We start from the raw sequence: 19653 nt of genomic DNA, 5'->3' as shown, positions 1-19653 counted from the left end.
AGGGAGGAGGAACACGCCGTGTCGACGGTCACCGCCGGCCCCTCCAGGCCGAGCGTGTACGAGACGCGGCCCGAGGCCACGCTTCCCGCGCTGCCACTGCCCTGGTGCCCCTCGAACTCACCACCGCCCAGCAGGCTCGCGTAGTCGGCGTACATCACGCCCGCGAAGACGCCCGTCCGGCTGCCGCGCAGCGTCACCGGGTCGATCCCGGCCCGCTCGAAGGCCTCCCACGAGGTCTCCAGCAGCAGGCGCTGCTGCGCGTCCGTCGCCAGCGCCTCGCGCGGGCTCATCCCGAAGAACTCGTGGTCGAACTCCCCGGCGGTGTGCAGGAATCCGCCGGAGCGCGTGTAGGAGGTCCCGACGTGGTCCGGGTCCGGGTCGTAGAGGGTCCCGACGTCCCAGCCGCGGTCCGTCGGGAAGCCGGACACCGCGTCCACGCCGTCGGCCACCAGCCGCCACAGGTCCTCCGGCGACTCGACGCCACCCGGGTAGCGGCAGGCCATCCCGACGATCACGATCGGGTCGTCCGACAGCGACGGCAGCGCCTCGGGGACGTGGACGACGCCCTCGGTGCCGAACAGGCGCTCCAGCAGGAAGCCGGCGAGTGCCTGGGCGGTCGGGTAGTCGAACACGACGGTGGCCGGCAGCTGGAGACCGGTCACCGACTTGAGCCGGTTGCGCAGTTCGACCGCCGTCAGCGAGTCGAAGCCGAGGTCCTGGAACGCCTTCGACGGATCGACCGCCGAGCCGGCGTCGTGGCCCAGCACGAGCGCGATCTGGTCGCGTACCAGGTCCAGGCCGGCCGCCCGCCGCTCGTCGCCCCCCAGGCCGGACAGGCGCTGCGCCAGGCCCGCCGACACAGCCGAACCGGCGACGACGGCGCGTCGCACGCGGCCCCGCACCATGCCGCGCAGCAGGGCGGGCACCTCGCCGTGCGCGGCCATCGCCGCGAGGTCGAGGCGGACCGGCAGAACGGCCGGGTGTCCGGTGGCGAGCCCGGCGTCGAAGAGCGCGACGCCCTGCTCCGGGGAGATGGCCGACAGGCCGAGCCGGGCGATGCGCTCGGCCTCGGCGTCGGTGAGGGTGCCGGTCATTCCGGCCACATCGGACCAGGGGCCCCAGGCCAGCGAGACGGCGGGCAGGCCGAGCGAGCGGCGGTGGACCGCCAGGGCGTCCAGACAGGCGTTGCCCGCCGCATAGGCGGCCTGGCCCGCACTGCCGAACGTGCCGGCGACGGAGGAGAAGAGAACGAACACCTCGACGTCCTCGCCGGCCCGGTGCAGGTTCCACGCCGCGTCCGCCTTCGGACGCAGGACGGCGGAGACACGCTCGGGGGTCAGCGAGCCGATCACACCGTCGTCGAGCACCCCCGCCGTGTGGACGACCGCGCGGATCTCGTGCCGGGCGAACAGCTCGGCAACAGCGGCCTCATCGGCCACGTCACAGGCCTCGACCGCCACCTCTGCGCCGAGCGCAGCCAACTCGGCGAGCAGCGCGTCGACGCCCTCGGCATCCGTGCCCCGGCGGCTCACCAGCAGCAGGCTGCGCACGCCGTGCTCGGTCGCCAGGTGCCGGGCCACGACCTTGCCGAGACCTCCCGTACCGCCGGTGATCAGGACCGTGCCGCCACTCGGCCACACCACCGCTCCGGCCGCGGCCTCCGTCCGCACCAGACGAGCGGCCAGGACCTCACCGTCACGGACCAGCAACTCCGGCTCGTCCAAACCCAGGACGGCGGGCGGTAGTTCTTCCGAACCCGCCAGATCCACCAGGCCGAACCGGCCCGGCTCCTCCGACATCGCCGACCGCACCAGACCCCACACCGCTGCACCGGCCAGGTCCTCGCCCGCCACCACACCGCGCGTCACGAACACCAGACGCGAGGCCGCGAAACGCTCCTCCGCCAGCCAGCCCTGCACCAGGCCCAGCACGCTGGCCGTCCGCGCGTGCACCTCATCGGCGGCCGTCTCGATCACCACTACCGGCGGCACGTCCGCCGGCACCTCCGCCAGCGACTCCACCACCACGAACTCCGTCGCAGCAGCCGTCTTCACCGGCACCCAGTCCACCCGGAACAACCCGTCCCGGCCCACCGGGCCCGCCTCGCCCGCCGACACCGGGCGCACGACCAGCGACCCGACGGTCGCCACCGGGTTCCCCTCCGTGTCGGCGATCGCGAGCGACACCCCAGCGCCCGCCGACGGCGTCAGCCGCACCCGGACCGATGACGCGCCGGAGGCGTGCAGCGCCACGTCCTCCCACGCGAATGGCACGCCGCGCTCGTCGGACCCGGTCAGCGCGAACGCGTGGAGGCAGGCGTCGAACAGCGCCGGGTGCAGGCCGAAGCCACTGCCGTCAGTCCCCTCGGGCAGGGCGACCTCCGCGAAGACCTCGTCCGCGCGCCGCCAGGCCGCCCGCAGGCCCCGGAACGCCGGCCCGTACTCGAACCCGGCCTCCGCCAGGCCCTCGTACAGCCCGGTCAGGTCGACAGCCTCGGCCCCGGCCGGCGGCCACACGGCCGCGTCGAACGCCACGGGCACCGCGCCCGAGCCCAGCACACCGCTCGCGTGGAGGGTCCAGTCCGTCCCGTCCGCGTCGTCCGGCCGGCCGTGCATCGTGAGCGCACGCCGCCCGGACGCGTCCGGCTCACCGACCCACACCTGCACCCGCACGCCGCCCCGGTCGGGCAGGACGAGCGGCGCGGCCAGCGTCAGCTCCTCGACCAGATCGCAGCCGACCTCGTCCCCGGCCCGCACCGCCAGCTCGACCAGAGCCGTGCCCGGCACCAGGACCGAGCCCATGACGACGTGGTCCGCGAGCCACCCGTGCGAACGGGCCGACAGCCGACCGGTGAACAGGTAGCCGTCCGTGTTGACGAGCTCGACGGCCGCGCCCAGCAGCGGGTGCTCGGCAGCACCAAGCCCCGCGAGCCGGACGTCGCCGCCGCGCGCGAGCGTGACCGCCGGCCAGTAGTGCCGGTGCTGGAACGCGTACGTGGGCACTTCCACGGTGCGGGCACCGGTCCCGGCGAGGAGGGCGGCCCAGTCGACGTGGGCGCCGGTGACGTGCAGGCGCGCAAGCGCGGTCAGGACGCTCGTGTCTTCGGCCCGGTCCTTGCGGAGGACGGCGGCCAGGACGCTGTCCCCGGAGAGGGAGGTGGCCGCGAGCGCGGTGAGGACGCCGTCGGGGCCGAGTTCGAGGAAGCGGTTGACGCCGGCGGCGTGGAGGGTGCGGATGCCGTCGGCGAAGCGGACGGCCTCGCGGACGTGGCGCACCCAGTAGTCGGGCGACGTCAGGCCCTCCGCCAGGTCGCCGGTCAGGTTGGAGACCAGCGGGATCGACGGCGCGTGGTACGTCAGCCCGTCAAGGACCGTACGGAAGTCCTCCAGCATCGGATCCATCAGCGGCGAATGGAACGCGTGCGAGACCCGCAGCCGCGTCGTCTTGCGGTCGGCGAAGTGCGCGCGGATCGCCTCGACGGCCTCCTCCGCGCCGGACACGACGACCGACGTCGAGCCGTTGACGGCCGCGATCGAAACGAACTCACCGACCAATGGAAGGACTTCGTCCTCGGTCGCCTGCACCGCCAGCATCGCACCGCCCGCCGGCAACGCCTGCATCAGACGGCCGCGGGCGCTCACCAGCGTGCAGGCGTCCGCCAGCGAGAACACCCCGGCCACGTGCGCGGCCGCCACCTCACCGATCGAGTGCCCGGCCATGAACTCCGGCCGCACACCCAGGGATTCCACCAGCCGGAACAGCGCCACCTCGACCGCGAACAACCCGGCCTGGGCGAACTCCGTCCGGTTCAGCAACTCCTCGTCCGCACCCCACATCACCTCGCGCAAGCCCGGATCCAGCTCCGCGCACACCGCGTCGAACGCCTCCGCGAACACCCGGAAACGGGTGTACAACTCCCGCCCCATCCCCAGCCGCTGCGACCCCTGCCCCGAGAACAGGAACGCCGTCCCGCCGCTCCGGACCGCTCCCTCGACGGCCCCGCCCGAGCCCGCCTCCAACGCGCCGAGCCCACGCAGCAGCGAGTCCCGGTCCGAACCGATGACCACAGCGCGGTGGTTGAGCATCGACCGGCTCGTGGCCAGCGCCGCCGCGACGTCCGCGGCCGGCAGGCCCGCCGCGACGTCGCGCAGGCGGGCGGCCTGGTCGCGCAGCGCGTCCGGCGTCCGGCCGCTCAGCACCCACGGCACGACGGCCGGGACCGGGGCAGCCTCCGCAGGCTTCTCCGCCACGGCCTCGTCCGCCTGCTCCAGGACCACGTGGGCGTTCGTTCCGCTGATGCCGAACGCCGAGACGCCGGCCCGGCGCGGTCGGCCGGTCTCCGGCCAGGCGCGGGCCTCCGTCAGCAGTTCGACGGCGCCTGCCGTCCAGTCCACGTGCGAGGACGGCTCGTCGACGTGCAGGGTGGCCGGCAGCACCCCGGCACGCAATGCCATGACGGTCTTGATGACACCCGCGACTCCGGCCGCCGCCTGGGCGTGGCCGATGTTCGACTTGACGCCGCCGAGGTAGAGCGGCCGGTCGGCCGGTCGGTCCTGCCCGTACGTCGCCAGCAGCGCCTGGGCCTCGATCGGGTCGCCGAGGGTCGTGCCGGTGCCGTGGGCCTCGACCGCGTCGACCTGGTCGGTGGTGAGCCGGGCGTTGGCGAGGGCGGCGCGGATGACCCGCTGCTGGGAGGGTCCGTTGGGGGCGGTCAGCCGACTGCTGGCACCGTCCTGGTTGACGGCGGTGCCGCGGACGACGGCGAGGACCTCGTGGCCCAGGCGCCGGGCGTCCGAGAGCCGCTCGACGAGCAGGACGCCGACACCCTCCGCCCAGGAGGTGCCGTCCGCCGCTTCCGCGAAGGGCTTGCAGCGCCCGTCGGGGGCGAGGCCGCGCTGGCGGGAGAACTCGGTGAACAGCCGGGTGGTCGGCATGACGGCGACGCCGCCGGCGACGGCCATCGAGCACTCGCCGGCGCGCAGCGCGCGGACCGCGAGGTGGAGGGCGACGAGGGCGGAGGAGCACGCGGTGTCGACGGTGACGGCCGGGCCCTCCAGCCCGAGGGTGTAGGCGATGCGGCCGGAGAGGACGCTGACGGCTCCGCCGGTGAGGAGGTGGCCCTCGGTCTCCTCGGCCTGCCGGGCGAGGGAGCCGTAGTCGGTGTCGGCGCCGCCGATGAACACGCCGGTGTCGCTGCCGCGCAGGGCGGCGGGGGCGATCCTGGCGCGTTCGATGGCCTCCCAGGCGGATTCGAGCAGGAGCCTCTGCTGCGGGTCCATGGCGAGGGCCTCGCGGGGGGCGATGCCGAAGAGCTCGGCGTCGAAGTCGGCGACGCCGTCGACGAACCCGCCGTGGCGCACGTAGCTCTTGCCGGGCGTGCCGGGGGTGGGGTCGTAGAGGCCCCCGGTGTCCCATCCACGGTCTTCCGGGAGGTCACCGATGGCGTCGGCGCCGTCGGCGACGAGCCGCCAGAGGTCCTCCGGAGTTCGGACGCCGCCGGGGTAGCGGCAGGCCATCCCGATGATCGCGATCGGCTCGGCGTCCCTCGCCTCGACGGACTCCAGGCGCAGCTTCGTGCGCCGCAGGTCCGCGGTGACCTTCTTGAGGTAGTCGCGGAGCTTGTCCTCGGACGTGCTGGCCATGGGTGGGAAACCTCGCAGTTCGGAAGGGTGGTACGGGTCCGCGGGCGGCGGGCGGGTCGCGTCGGGCGGGACGGCTTCGGCCGGGCAGCCCGGGGCGGGTGCCCCGGGGCCGGGAGCCTCGGTCCGGTCCTCAGGCGAGTCCGAGTTCGCGGTCGATCAGGTCGAACATCTCGTCGTCGGTGGTGTCGTCGAGCGCGTCGTCCGGCCCGTCCGCGGCGGCGGTCGGCCCGTCCGGGTCGCCGTCGAGCCGCCACTGGAGGCTCTTGAGGCGGGCGAGGAGCCGGGTGCGGGAGTCGGCGTCCAGTGCGGTGGCGGAAAGCGCCGTCTCCAGGTCGTCGAGTTCGGCGAAGACGGGCCGGGCCGGGGCCGCCGTGCCCGTGGGCGCACCGACCAGGTCGCGCAGCCGCCCGGCGAGGGCGGTGGGCGACGGGTGGTCGAAGATCGTCGTGGTGGGCAGCCGCAGGCCGAGTTCGGCGTTGAGTCGGTTGCGCAGCTCGACGGCGGTCAGGGAGGACATGCCGAGGTCGAGGAAGCCGCGCTCGGGTTCGACGGCCTCGGGTGAGCCGTGGCCGAGGACGGCGGCGAGGTGTCCGACGACGACGTCCAGCAGCAGCTTCTCCTGTTGGGCGGCGGCGAGTCCGGGCAACCGGTCCAGGACGCCCCGGTCGCCGCCGTCCGCCGCGCTCCCGGCCGGGCCGGCGGCGGTGGGCCTGGCAGCGGCGCGGCGGGGCGCGAGCTCGGCGAACAGCGGCGGCGCGCCGGCCGCGGCAAGGGCGTGCCGGTCGAGCCGGACGGGTACCAGGTGCGGTCGGTCGATGCCGCTCGCGGCGTCGAGCAGGGCGAGGCCCTGGCCGGCCGTGAGTGGCAGCATGCCGGAACGCGCGAAGCGGGCGATGTCCACGGCATCCAGCGTGGACGTCATTCCACTCGATTCTCCCCAGTATCCCCACGCGAGGGCGGCGGCCGGGCGGCCTTCGACCCGGCGGCGGTGGGCGAGGGCGTCGAGGAAGGCGTTGGCGGCGGCGTAGTTGGCCTGGCCGGGGCCGCCGGCCGTGGCGGCGAAGGAGGAGAACAGAACGAAGGCGGAGAGGTCCAGGTGCCGGGTCGCTTCGTGGAGGTTCCACCCGCCGTCGACCTTGGGACGCAGCACCTCGGTGATCCGGTCGTCGGTCAGGCTTTCGAGCAGCCCGTCGTGCAGGACCCCGGCCGCATGGACGACGCCGGTGAGCGGGTGCTCGTCGGGGACGGTGGCGAGGAGCGCGTCGACGGCGGCGCGGTCGGCGGTGTCGCAGGCGGCGACGCGGGCGTCGGCGCCGAGGGCCGCCAGGTCGGCGAGAAGCTCGGCCGCACCGGGGGCGTCCGGGCCGCGCCGGCCGGTGAGCAGGAGGTGGCGCACGCCGTGTTCGGTGACGAGGTGGCGGGCGACGAGGGCGCCGAGGGTGCCGGTGCCGCCGGTGATCAGGACGGTGCCGTCCGGGTTCCAGGACCACACCCGGCCGTCCCCGGCGCCGTTCAACGGGCGCAGCCGGGGCGCCGTCACCTCGCCGCCGCGAACGGCCAGGCGCGGCTCGTCGGGGACGGCGAGGGCGGTGCGCAGGGCGGCGTCGGAGGCCGGGTGGCCGTCGAGGTCGACGAGGAGGAACCGACCGGGGTTCTCGGACTGGGCGGAGCGGATGAGTCCGTGGGCGGCGGCCTGGGCGAGGGTGATGGCCTCGCCGGGGGCCGCGCCCTCGGCGCCGTGGGTGAGCAGGGCGAGGCGGGCGTCGGCGAGGCGCGGTGCGCCGAGCCAGGCGCGGGCGAGGCTGTGTGCGGCCCGAACGGCGCGGTGCGCGGAGGCGACGGGGTCGCCGTCGTCGGCCGCGGTGAGGCGGTGGACGACGGTGCCGGGGACGGGCTCGCCGGCGTCGAGGGAGGCGGTGAGCTCGGCGAGGTCGGCGTAGGCGCGGGCGCCGAGGGCGGCGGCGAGCGCGTCGTCCCGGCCCAGGACGGCGAGGTCACCGCCGTGGCCGGCACGAGCGTCGACCGGCGTCCAGGCGACTGCGTAGAGCGGGTCGGCCGCCGGGGCGCGGTGCTCGGCCGCGATCGGGCGGAGCGTGACGGCCTCGGCGGTGAGCACCGGGGCTCCGTCGGCGTCGGCCGCGGTCAGCGCGTGGCTGCCGTCGGCGGCCGGGGTCAGCCGGACCCGGAGCAGCGCGGCGCCGGTGGCGTGGACGGTGACGCCGCGCCAGTCGGCGGGCTGGACGGGGTCGGTGCCGTCCGGGAGGGCGGCGAGCAGGGCTTGGAGCAGGCCGGGGTGGACGCGGAAGTCGGCCGTCTCGGTGCGGTGCTCCTCGGGCAGGGCGACCTCGGCGAACAGTTCGTCGCCGCGCCGCCACCGTGCCCGGACGGTACGGAAGCGCTCGCCGTACTCGGCGCCTTCCGCCGCCTCCACCGCCGTGGCCTCGCGCGGCGGCCAGTCCGTGAGCGGCGTGCCGGTGGTGTCGCCGCCGGTCAGGGTGCCGGTGGCATGGCGGGTCCACGGGGTGTCGTCGGGCGCGCCGGTCGAGCGGGCGTGGATGGTGAGGGCCCGTCGGCCGCCGGCGGCTGCCGGTCCCGCGGTGAGCTGGAGGTCGACGGTGCCGCGGTCGGGCAGGGTCAGCGGGGTGAGCTCGGTGAGCTCGGCGACGGTCGGGCAGCCGGCCTCGTCGCCGGCCCGCACGGCCCAGTCGAGCAGCGCGGTGCCCGGGACGACGACGGTGCCGCGCACGCGGTGGTCGGCCGTCCACGGGTGGGTCGCGGTGCCGATCCGGCCGGTGAGCAGCACGGTGTCGGAGTCCGCGAGGCGGACGGCGCGGTCCAGCCCGCAGGGGTCGAGGGGCGCGCCCGTGCGGGCGGTGTCCTGGGCGAGCCAGTAGCGGCGGCGCTGGAAGGCGTAGGTGGGCAGGTCGACGGGCCGGCCGCCGGCGAGTGCGGGCCGCCAGTCGATCCGTACACCGCGCACATGGGCCTCGGCGAGGGAGGTCAGCAGCCGGGCCGGGCCGCCGTCCTCGCGCCGGACGGTGCCGAGCACGACGGCCTGGGCGCCCGCGTCGGCCGCGGTGTCCTCGACGGCCATGGCGAGCACGGGGTGCGGGCTGCATTCGAGGAAGGCGTCGTGGCCCTGGGTGAGCAGGGCGCGGACGGACTCCTCCAGGCGGACGGTCTGCCGCAGGTTCCGGTACCAGTAGCCGGCGTCGAGCGGGGTGTCGCCGAGCCAGTCGGCGGTGACGGTGGAGAAGAACGGGATGCGGGCCTCCCGCGTGGTCAGCCCGGCGAGTTCGGCGAGGAGGGCGTCCTCGATGCGTTCGACCTGGGCGGAGTGGGAGGCGTAGTCGACGGGGATGCGCTTGGCCCGGACGCCGTCACGGGCGCAGTCGGTCAGGAGGTCGTCGAGGGCGTCGGGCTCGCCGGAGACGACGACACCGGCCGGGCCGTTGGCGGCGGCCACCGAGATCCGGCCGCCGTAGGGCGCGATGCGGGCGAGGACGTCGGCGTGGGCCTGTGGCACCGACACCATGCCGCCGTGGCCGGAGAGGCCGCGGGCGATGGCCTGGCTGCGCAGGGCGACGACCTTCGCGCCGTCCTCCAGGGAGAGCGCGCCGGCCACGCAGGCGGCGGCGATCTCACCCTGGGAGTGGCCGAGGACGGCGGCGGGGGTGACGCCGTGGGCCTGCCAGCAGGCGGCAAGGCCGATCATGGTGGCCCACAGCGCGGGCTGGGCGACGTCGACGCGGTCGAGCGACGGCGCGTCGGGGTCGCCGCGCAGGACGGCGCCGAGCGACCAGTCCGTCCAGGGGGCTAGGGCTTGTTCGCAGGCGGCGATCCGTTCGGCGAACTCCGGTGAGGTGTCGAGCAGTTCGGTGCCCATGCCGGACCACTGGGAGCCCTGGCCGGGAAAGACGAGGACGACCCTGCGGTCGCGTCCGGCGGCGTGCCGGCCGGTCACGACGCCCGGGGCGGGGGTCCCGTCGGCGAGCGCGGCGAGGCCGGCGCGCAGGTCCTCGACGCCCGTGCCGACGACGGCGGCGCGGTGCTCCAGCAGGGCGCGGCCGGTGGCGAGGGAGTGGGCGAGGTCGAGCGGTGCGGCGGCGTTGCCGTCGAGGTGGCCGAGCAGGGCGCGGGCCTGGCCGCGCAGGGCCTCGGCGCTGCGGGCCGAGAGCAGCCAGGACAGGGCGGGGCGCTCGGGCGCGGGGGCCTCGTCGGGCTCCTGGTCCGGGGCCTGTTCGAGGACGACGTGGGCGTTGGTGCCGCTGAGGCCGAAGGAGGAGACGCCGGCGCGGCGGGGCCGTCCGGTGGCGGGCCAGTCGCGCGCCTCGGTGAGCAGGTCGACCTCACCCTGTGTCCAGTCGACGTGCCTGGTGGGCCGGTCGAGGTGCAGGCTCTGCGGGAGGGCGGCGTGCCGCAGGGCGAGCACGGTCTTCATGACGCCGGCGACGCCCGCCGCGGCCTGGGTGTGGCCGAGGTTGGACTTCACCGAACCGACGAGGAGCGGGTGTTCGCGGTCCTGGCCGTAGGCGGCGAGCAGGGCCTGGGCCTCGATCGGGTCGCCGAGGCGCGTACCGGTGCCGTGTGCCTCGACGGCGTCCACCTGGGCGGGTGTCAGGCCGGCGTCGGCCAGGGCGGCGCGGATCACCCGCTGCTGGGACGGGCCGTTGGGGGCGCTGAGCCCGTTGCTGGCGCCGTCCTGGTTGACGGCGGAGCCGCGCACGATGGCCAGCACCGGGTGCCCGTTGCGCTCGGCGTCCGAGAGCCGCTCGACGAGCAGCACGCCGACGCCCTCGGAGAAGCCGGTGCCGTCGGCGGCGTCGGCGAAGGGCTTGCAGCGGCCGTCGGCGGCCAGGCCGCGCTGGCGGGCGAAGTCGGCCGGGATGACCGGCGTTGACATCACGGTGACGCCGCCCGTGAGGGCGAGCGTGCACTCGCCGGCGCGCAGCGAGCGGATCGCGAGGTGGAGCGCCACCAGGGACGACGAGCAGGCGGTGTCGACGGTGACGGCCGGGCCCTCCAGACCGAGCGTGTAGGCGACGCGGCCGGAGACGACGCTGACGGCGTTGCCGGTGCTGACGTAGGGGGCGGCGTCCTCGGGGACGTGGCCGACCCGGTCGAGGTAGTCGCTGGAGGACAGGCCGGCGAACACGCCGGTGCGGCTGCCGCGCAGCGTGCCGGGGTCGATGCCGGCGCGTTCGAGGGCCTCCCACGAGGTCTCCAGCAGGAGCCGCTGCTGCGGGTCCATGGCGAGGGCCTCGTTGGGGCTGACGCCGAAGAAGGCGGCGTCGAACCCGGCGGCGTCGGCGAGGAATCCGCCCTCGCGGGTGCGGGAGGAGTCAGGGTGGTCGGGGATGCCCTCGTAGAGCCGGTCGAGGTCCCAGCCACGGTCGGTCGGGAAGCCGGCGACGGCGTCGGTGCCGGTGGACAGCAGGGTCCACAGGTCCTCGGGAGTCCGGACGCCCCCGGGGAAGCGGCAGGCCATGCCGACGATCGCGATCGGCTCGTCGGCGGCGGTCCTGATGGTGGTCCCCTCGGCGGTGCCCGGGAGGCGGCCGGTGAGGCCGTCCGCCAGGTGCTCGGCGAGCGCGCCGGGGGTGGGGTGGTCGAACACCAGGGTCGCGGGCAGGCGCAGGCCGGTCGCGGTGTTGAGGCGGTTGCGCAGCTCGACGGCGGTCAGCGAGTCGAGCCCGAGGTCACGGAACGGCCGTGCGGCGTGGACCTGGTCGGCCGTGGAGTGGCCGAGGACCGTGGCGGTGCACCCGCTCACCAGGTCGAGCAGCACCGCGTGCCGGTCGGCCGGGGTGAGCGCGGCCAGTCGGGCGCGCAGCCCGTCGGCGGCGGGCCCGGTCTGCGCGGTGCGGCGGGCCGGGGCGCGGACCAGGGAGCGCAGGAGCGCGGGGAGTTCGGCCGCGCCGCGGGTGCGCAGCGCGGCGGTGTCGAGGCGGACGGGCACCAGGAGCGCGCGGTGGGCGGCGAGGGCGGCGTCGAACAGGGCGAGGCCGTCGGGGGTGCTGAGGGTGAGCGCGCCGGACTGCTCGGCGCGGGTCCGGTCGGTCGCGTCGAGATGGGCGGTCATCGTGCTGGCCTGCGCCCACAGACCCCAGGCCAGCGAGGTGGTGGGCAGGCCGTTGACCCGGCGGTGCTGGGCGAGGGCGTCGAGCCAGGCGTTGGCGGCGGCGTAGTTGCCCTGGCCGGGCGAGCCGAACACGCCGGCGGCGGAGGAGAAGAGGACGAGGTCGGCGAGGTCCAGGCCGTGGGTGAGCTCGTGCAGGTGGCGGGCGGCTTCGGCCTTGGGGCGCAGCACGGCGGCGAGCCGGTCCGCCGTCAGGCCTTCGACGACGCCGTCGTCGAGGACGCCGGCCGCGTGGACGACGGCGGTGAGTGGGTGATCGTCGGGCACGGCGGCCAGCAGGGCGGCCAGGGCGTCGCGGTCGGCGGTGTCGCAGGCGGCGACGGTGACCTCGGCACCCAGGGCGGTCAGCTCCTCGGCGAGGGCCGCCGCGCCGGGGGCTTCGGGGCCGCTGCGGCCGGCGAGCAGCAGGTGCCGCACGCCGCGCGCCGTGACCAGGTGGCGGGCGAGCTCGCCGCCGAGGGTGCCGGTGCCGCCGGTGATGAGGACGGTGCCGTCGCGGTCCCAGGGGCGCGGGACGGTGAGGACGATCTTGCCGGTGTGCCGGGCCTGGGCCATGTGACGGAAGGCCTCGCGGGCGCGGGCGACGTCCCAGCAGGTGAGCGGGAGCGCTCGCAGGACGCCCTGTTCGAAGAGGTCGACCAGGTCGGCGAGGATCTGCCCGATCCGCTCGGGCCCGGCCTCCTGGAGGTCGAAGGCGCGGTAGCGGGCGCCGCCGTGGGCGGCGGCGACCTCGTCGGCGTCTCGGACGTCGGTCTTGCCCATCTCGATCAGCCGCCCGCCGGGCCCCAGCAGGCGCAGGGAGGCGTCGACGTACTCCCCCGTGAGGGAGTTGAGCACGACGTCGACGCCTTCGCCGCCGGTGGAGGTGCGGAAGCGCTCCTCGAAGTCGAGCGTGCGGGAGGACGCGATGGCGGTGTCGGGCAGGCCGTCCGCGCGCAGCAGGTGCTGCTTGGCCTCGCTCGCGGTGCCGTAGACCTGGGCGCCCCAGAGGCGGCCGAGCTGGGTGGCGGCCATGCCCACGCCGCCGGTCGCGGCGTGGACGAGGAGGCGTTCGCCGGCCTGGAGATCCGCGAGGTCGCGCAGGGCGTAGTAGGCGGTGAGGAAGACGACGGGGACGGACGCGGCCTGGGCGAAGGTCCAGCCCTGCGGGACGCGGGCGAGCAGGCGGTGGTCGGTGACGGCGAGCGGGCCGAAGCCGCCCGGCACCATGCCCATCACCCGGTCGCCGACGGCGAGTCCGGTGACGCCGGGGCCGAGTTCGCGGACGATGCCGGCCGCCTCGGAGCCGAGGAGGCGCGCGCCCCCCGGGTACATGTCGAGGCTGTGGAGGACGTCGCGGAAGTTGAGGCCTGCGGCGCGGACCTCGATCCGGACCTCGCCCTCGGCGAGCGGCGCGGCCGCGTCGGGGCTCGGCAGGAGTTCGAGGTTGTCGACGGTGCCCTTGGTGCGGATGTCGAGGCGCCACGGACCGTCGGGCACGGGCAGCGGCTCGGCGGTGTGGGCACGGGCCAGGCGGGGGACGTGGGCGGTACCGTGGCGCAGGGCGAGCCGGGGTTCCCCGGTGGCGAACGCGGCGGGCAGCGTGCGCCAGGAGGCCGGGTCGTCGTCCAGGTCGGCGAGGACGATGCGGCCGGGGTGCTCGCTCTGGGCGGAGCGGACCAAGCCGTGCACGGCGGCGGCGGGCAGGTCGTGGACGTCCTCGGCGGAGTCGGCGGCGACCGCGCGGCGGGTGGTCACGAGCAGGGTGGCGTCGGGGCGGTCGTCGGCGAGCCACGTCCGGAGGACGGCGAGGGCGTGGTCGAGGGCGTCGAGTGGTTCGTCGCCGCTGAGTTCGACGAGCGTGACGTCCGCGTCGGCGTCGAGGGTGACGCCCGCCTCGGTGAGGGCCGCCGCGTGGGCGGGCGGCTCGCCGAGGACGGTCCAGCGGGCGGGGCCCGGCCCGGGCTCGGGGAGGGTCAGGGCCGGCCAGTCCAGGTGGAAGAGCGCCTCGCGCGCCACCCGGGCGGCCGGGTCGAGGGCGCCCTCGGCGAGCGGGCGCACCGCCAGGGCCTCGACGGCGGCCACCACACGGCCGGTCGGGTCGGCCATCACGACGGACACCGCGTCGGGGCCCGCCGGGGTGAGCGTCACCCGCAGTGCGGTGGCCCCGGCGGCGTGGAGCGTGACGCCGGTCCAGGCGAACGGCAGCCCGGGGCGGCCCTGCAGCGGGCCGAGCCCGGCCGGGTGCAGGGCGGCGTCGAGCAGGGCCGGGTGCAGGCCGTAGCGGGCGGCGTCGGGGCGGGCCGGCTCGGGCAGCTCCACCTCGGCGTGGACGGCGGTGCCGAGGCGCCAGGCCGCGCGCACGCCCTGGAACACCGGGCCGTAGCCGTAGCCGTCCTCGCGCAGGCCCGGGTAGAAGCCGCTGACGTCGATCGGCTCGGCTCCGACGGGCGGCCAAGCGGTGGCCGCCGGCTCCGGCTCGGCCCCGGCGGCGCCCAGCTTGCCGTCCCCGTGGAGGGTCCAGCCCTCGGGCGCGTCCGCGTCCGCCGGGCGTGTGTGCAGGGCGACGGGGCGCAGGCCCGTGCCGTCCGGGGCTCCGACCTCGATCTGCACCCGGACCGCGCCGCCCTCGGGCAGCAGGACGGGCGCGTGCAGGGTCAGTTCCTCGATGCGCCCGCAGCCGAGCTCGTCGCCGACCCGGACGACCGCCTCGACCAGCGCGGCACCGGGGACGACGACGGCACCGGCGACGGCGTGGTCCGCGAGCCACGGGTGGGTGTGCAGCGACCAGCGGGCGGTGGCCACCAGCCCGCCGCCCTGGGCGAGTTCGACGGCGGCGCCGAGCAGCGGGTGCTCCGGCGCGGCCAGGCCGGCCGTGGTGACGTCGCCGCCCGTCCCGCCCGGACGCGGCCAGTAGCGCTGCCGCTGGAACGGGTACGTCGGCAGCTCGGTGGCGCGCGCGCCGGTACCGGCGAACAGGAGGTCCCAGTTCACCCGGGCGCCGTGGTTGCGGGCGTCGGCGAGGGCGAGGAGGAAGCGGCCGCGGCCGCCCTCGTCGCGGCGCAGCGTTCCGAGGGCGGCCGCGGGCAGGCCGCTGTCCTCGATCGTCTCCTGGATGCCGGTGGTCACCACGGGGTGCGGACTGACCTCGACGAACACCCGGTGGCCCGCGGCCAGCAGGGTGCGGGTGGCCTGCTCGAACTCCACGGTGTGGCGCAGGTTGCGGTACCAGTAGGCGGCGTCCAGCCCGGCGGTGTCGATCACGGCGCCGGTGACGGTCGAGCAGAACGGGACGTCGGCGGTGCGCGGGGCGATCGGCGCGAGGAGGTCGAGCAGCTCGTTCTCGATGCGCTCGACGTGCGCGGAGTGCGAGGCGTAGTCGACGGGGATTCGGCGGGCTCGCACGTCGGTCCGCTCGCAGTCGGCGATCAGCTCCTCCAGGGCCTCGGGGTCGCCCGAGACCACCACCGAGCCGGGGCCGTTGACGGCGGCGACGGAGATACGCTCGTCCCAGCGTGCGACACGCTCGCGGACGGCGGCGACCGGCTCGGCCACCGAGACCATGCCGCCGAGGCCCGCGAGCCGCCGGATCGCCCGGCTGCGCAGGGCCACGACGCGGGCGGCGTCGTCCAGGGACAGCGCGCCGGCCACGCAGGCGGCGGCGATCTCGCCCTGCGAGTGGCCGAGCACGGCGGCGGGTTCGACGCCGTGCGCGCGCCACAGTTCGGCGAGCGACACCATGACGGCGAACAGCACGGGCTGCACGACGTCGACCCGGTCGAAGCCGGGCGCACCGGGTTCGCCGCGCAGGACGTCGGTTGCCGACCAGTCGGTGAACGGCTCCAGGGCCGCCGCGCACTCGGCGAAGCGCTGCGCGAACACCGGTGCGGTGTCCAGGAGTTCCACCGCCATGCCGACCCATTGGGAGCCCTGGCCGGGGAAGACGAACACCGGTGCGCCCTCCCCTGCGGCCTGTCCCTCCAGGACGGCAGGCGTGGCGCGGCCATCGGCGAGCGCGTCCAGGCCGTCCAGCAGCCCGGCCCGGTCGGCCGCGACGACGGCGGCCCGGTGCTCCAGGGCCGCGCGGGTCGTGACGAGGGAGCGGGCGACGTCATCGAGGGCGGGCCCGGCCGCGCGGACGTGGGCGGCCAGACGGCGGGCCTGCTCGCGCACGGCCTCGGGCGTCCGGGCGGACAGCAGCCACGGCAGCGGGCGGTCGGCCACCGGGCGGTCGGGCAGCGGCTCGGGGGCGGGCGCCGCTTCGAGGACCACGTGGGCGTTGGTGCCGCTGAGGCCGAAGGAGGACACGCCGGCACGTGGCGGCCGTCCGGTCCCGGGCCACGTGCGGGCCTCGCTCAGCAGCTCGACGGCGCCGGCGGTCCAGTCGACCTGCGCGGTCGGGGCGTCGATGTGCAGGGACTTCGGGAGCTCGCCGTGCTGCATCGCGAGCACGGTCTTCATCACGCCGGCGACACCCGCGGCAGCCTGGGTGTGGCCGAGGTTGGACTTCACCGAGCCGAGGAGCAGCGGGTGTTCGCGGTCCTGGCCGTAGGCGGCGAGCAGGGCCTGGGCCTCGATCGGGTCGCCGAGACGGGTGCCGGTGCCGTGCGCCTCGACGGCGTCCACCTCACCGGGCGTCAGGCCGGCGTCGGCCAGGGCCGCCCTGATCACGCGCTGCTGCGACGGGCCGTTGGGCGCGGTGAGGCCGTTGGAGGCGCCGTCCTGGTTGACGGCGCTGCCGCGCACCACGGCCAGCACCGGGTGCCCGTTGCGCCGCGCGTCCGAGAGCCGCTCGACGAGCAGCACGCCGACGCCCTCGGCCCAGCCCGTGCCGTCCGCCGCGGCGGCGAACGGCTTGCACCGGCCGTCGGCAGCCAGGCCGCGCTGCCGGGAGAACTCGACGAACACCTGCGGCGTGGACATCACCGTCACACCGCCCGCGAGCGCCAGCGAGCACTCGCCCCGGCGCAGGGCCTGGGCGGCAAGGTGGAGCGCGACCAGGGAGGACGAGCACGCGGTGTCGACGGTGACGGCCGGGCCCTCCAGGCCGAGGGTGTAGGCGATGCGGCCGGAGATCACGCTCGCGGCGTTGCCGGTCATCACGTGGCCGGCCACGCCCTCCCGGGCCGCTTCCAGCAGCACCTGGTAGTCCTGGAAGTTGGAGCCGACGAACACGCCGGTCCGGGAGCCGTGGAGCGTGCCGGGATCGATGCCGGAGCGCTCGACGGCCTCCCAGACGGTCTCCAACAGGAGCCGCTGCTGCGGGTCCATGGCCAGGGCTTCTCGCGGGGAGATGCCGAAGAAGGCCGCGTCGAAGTCGGCGACGCCGGTGACGAATGCGCCCTCGGCGACGTAGCTGGTGCCCTCGTGGGACGGGTCCGGGTGGTGCAGGCGGTCGGTGTCCCAGCCGCGGTCGGCCGGGAACGGCCCCACCGCGTCCCGTCCCTCGGCGAGCAGTCGCCAGAGGTCCTCCGGCGACTCGATGCCGCCGGGGAAGCGGCAGGCCATCGCGACGATCGCGATCGGCTCGTCGGCGGCGACGGCGGGGCCCGCGAACATCTCGCCCTCGGCTGTACCTGCCAGCTCGGCGCGCAGGTGCGCGGCGACGGCGGTCGGGGTCGGATGGTCGAACAGCAGGGTCGCGGGCAGGCTCAGGCCCGTCGCGGCGGTGAGGCGGTTGCGCAGCTCGACGGCGGTCAGCGAGTCGAACCCGAGGTCCCGGAAGGCCCGGGTGGCGTCGACGGTCGCGGAGGAGGCGTGGCCGAGGACGGCGGCGGCCTCGGTGCGGACGAGCCCCAGCAGCAGGCGTTCCTGCTCGTCGGCGGTGCGGCCGCGCAGTCGCTCGGCCGGCGGGGAATCGATGGCGGCTTCGCCGGCTTCCGGGTGGACCGGGCGACGGACCTCGGGCAGGTCCGCGATCAGCGGACTCGGCCGGGCGGCGGTGAGCACGGGGGCGAGGGCGCTCCAGTCGACGTCGGCCACGGTGAGGCCGGACGCATCGGCGCTCAGGACCCGGCGCAGCGCGGCGACGGCCCGCTCCGGGGCCATCGGGGTGAGCCCGCTGCGCCGCATCCGCCCGGTGAGGCCCGGGTGGTCCCCCGCCATGCCGCCGCCGGCCCACGGGCCCCAGGCGACGGAGGTGGCGGGCAGCCCAGCGGCACGGCGGTACTCGGCGAGGGCGTCGAGGTAGGCGTTCGCGGCCGCGTAGTTGGCCTGGCCGGGGTTGCCGATGACACCGGTGATCGAGGAGAACAGGACGAACAGGGTGAGGTCGTGCCCGGCCGTCAGCTCGTGGAGGTTGCGGGCGCTGACGGCCTTGGCCCGGAGCACGGCGTCGAACCGGTCGGCCGTGAGCCCTTCCAGCACGCCGTCGTCGAGCACACCGGCGGCGTGGACGACGCCGGACAGCGGGTACTCGGCGGGCACGGCGGCGAGGAGGGCGACGAGCGCGTCGCGGTCGGCGACGTCGCAGGCGGCGACGGTGACGCGGGCACCGAGGGAGGCCAACTCGTCGCTCAGCTGCCGCGCACCGGGGGCCTCGGCGCCACGGCGCCCGACGAGGAGGAGGTGTTGGGCACCGGCCTGAGCCAGCCAGCGGGCGACGTGTGCGCCCAGGGCGCCGGTGCCACCGGTGACGAGGAGGGTGCCTTGGGGGGCGACCCAGGCGGCGGGGGCGTCCGGTGCGGGGGATGCGCCCGGAGCCTCCGGCTGCTCCGCGCCCGCCGGGGTCCGTTCCTCCGGCGCGGGCTGTGGCTGCGCCGCTCGGGCGGGCTCCGCCGGGAGGTGGCGGTGGGTCAGGCGGCGGGCGTGGGCGCCGGAGCCGCGCAGGGCGAGCTGGTCTTCGGCGGTCTGGGCGAGGAGGCCGGCCAGGCGGACGGCAGTGCGGGCGTCGGGGCCGGCGGGCAGGTCGATCAGGCCGCCCCAGCGCTGCGGGTGCTCCAGTGCAGCCACCCGGCCGAGGCCCCACAGCTGTGCCTGCTCGGGCTCGGCCACCCGGTCGGCGCCCTCGGCCGCGACGGCTCCCCGGGTGAGGCACCAGAGCCGAGCCGGACCGCCGGCGGCTTCCAGGGTGCGCAACAGCTCGACGGTCGCGGGCAGGTACCGGGGAACGAGGCGGTACTCGGTGTCCGGGCGGCCCTCGGCGGCGAGGAAGGAGAGGACACCGGCCACCGGCTCGCCGGAGCCGTCCGCGAGCAGAGCGCCCAGGGCCTCGGCGCCCGCCACCCGCTCGACCCGCAGGCCGCGCTCGGCGAGGGCGTCGAGGACGGCCTCGGGCCAGTCCTCCGCCCCGCCCTCCGGCAGGACGGCGAGCCAACGACCCTGCGGGACGGCATCGGTGAGGCCGCGGACGGGCACCCAGGTCGTCCCGTACGTCCAGCCGTCGAGCGTGCTCAGCAGGCGCCGCTGCCCGCGCCAGGAGGCCAGGACCGGCAGCAGGTGGTCCAGCGAGGCCTCGGCAGATTCCTCCTCGATCCCGAGGACCGCCGACGCCTCCCGCAGGTCGCCCGACTCGACGGCCGTCCAGAACGCGTCCTCGACCGGGTCGGCCGCGGGCACGGCCGGGTCGCGGTGCCGGAGTTCGGGCAGCCAGTAGCGCTGCCGCTGGAACGCGTACGTGGGCAGGTCGACGCGACGGCCACCCGACCCGGCGAGCACCGCCGCCCAGTCGACGCGCGCGCCGGTCACGTGCAGGCGGGCGAGGGCCTCCAGGACAGCCGGTTCCTCGGGACGGTCCTTGCGGAGGACGGCGGCCAGGGTCGCGTCGGCGAGGAGCGACTCGGCCGCCATGGCGGTGAGCACGCCGTCGGGGCCGAGTTCGAGGAAGCGGTTGACGCCGGCGGCGTGGAGGGTGCGGATGCCGTCGGCGAAGCGGACGGCCTCGCGGACGTGGCG

Annotated in this window: 2 protein-coding genes; both read right to left on the bottom strand. The window is 76.3% G+C overall.

The window, feature by feature from the left end; genetic code table 11:
* A partial coding sequence (locus tag AB0D10_RS44435; RefSeq protein ID WP_360268231.1) for a type I polyketide synthase occupies positions 1-5642 on the bottom strand: 5642 nt, incomplete at its 3' end.
* 130 nt (positions 5643-5772) lie between these two features.
* Entirely contained in the window at positions 5773-19548 is a 13776-nt protein-coding gene (locus AB0D10_RS44430) for an SDR family NAD(P)-dependent oxidoreductase (protein WP_360268228.1), read from the bottom strand.
* Positions 19549-19653 lie beyond the last annotated feature (105 nt).

Source organism: Kitasatospora sp. NPDC048545 (assembly GCF_040651155.1).
Lineage (GTDB): Bacteria > Actinomycetota > Actinomycetes > Streptomycetales > Streptomycetaceae > Kitasatospora.
This window is presented reverse-complemented; position numbering and strand designations above follow the sequence as displayed.

What these genes read in the sequence shown, in the direction of transcription:
- AB0D10_RS44430 (WP_360268228.1), bottom strand. Translation starts at nt 19,548, where the DNA reads ATGGCGGCCGAGTCGCTCCTCGCCGACGCGACCCTGGCCGCCGTCCTC.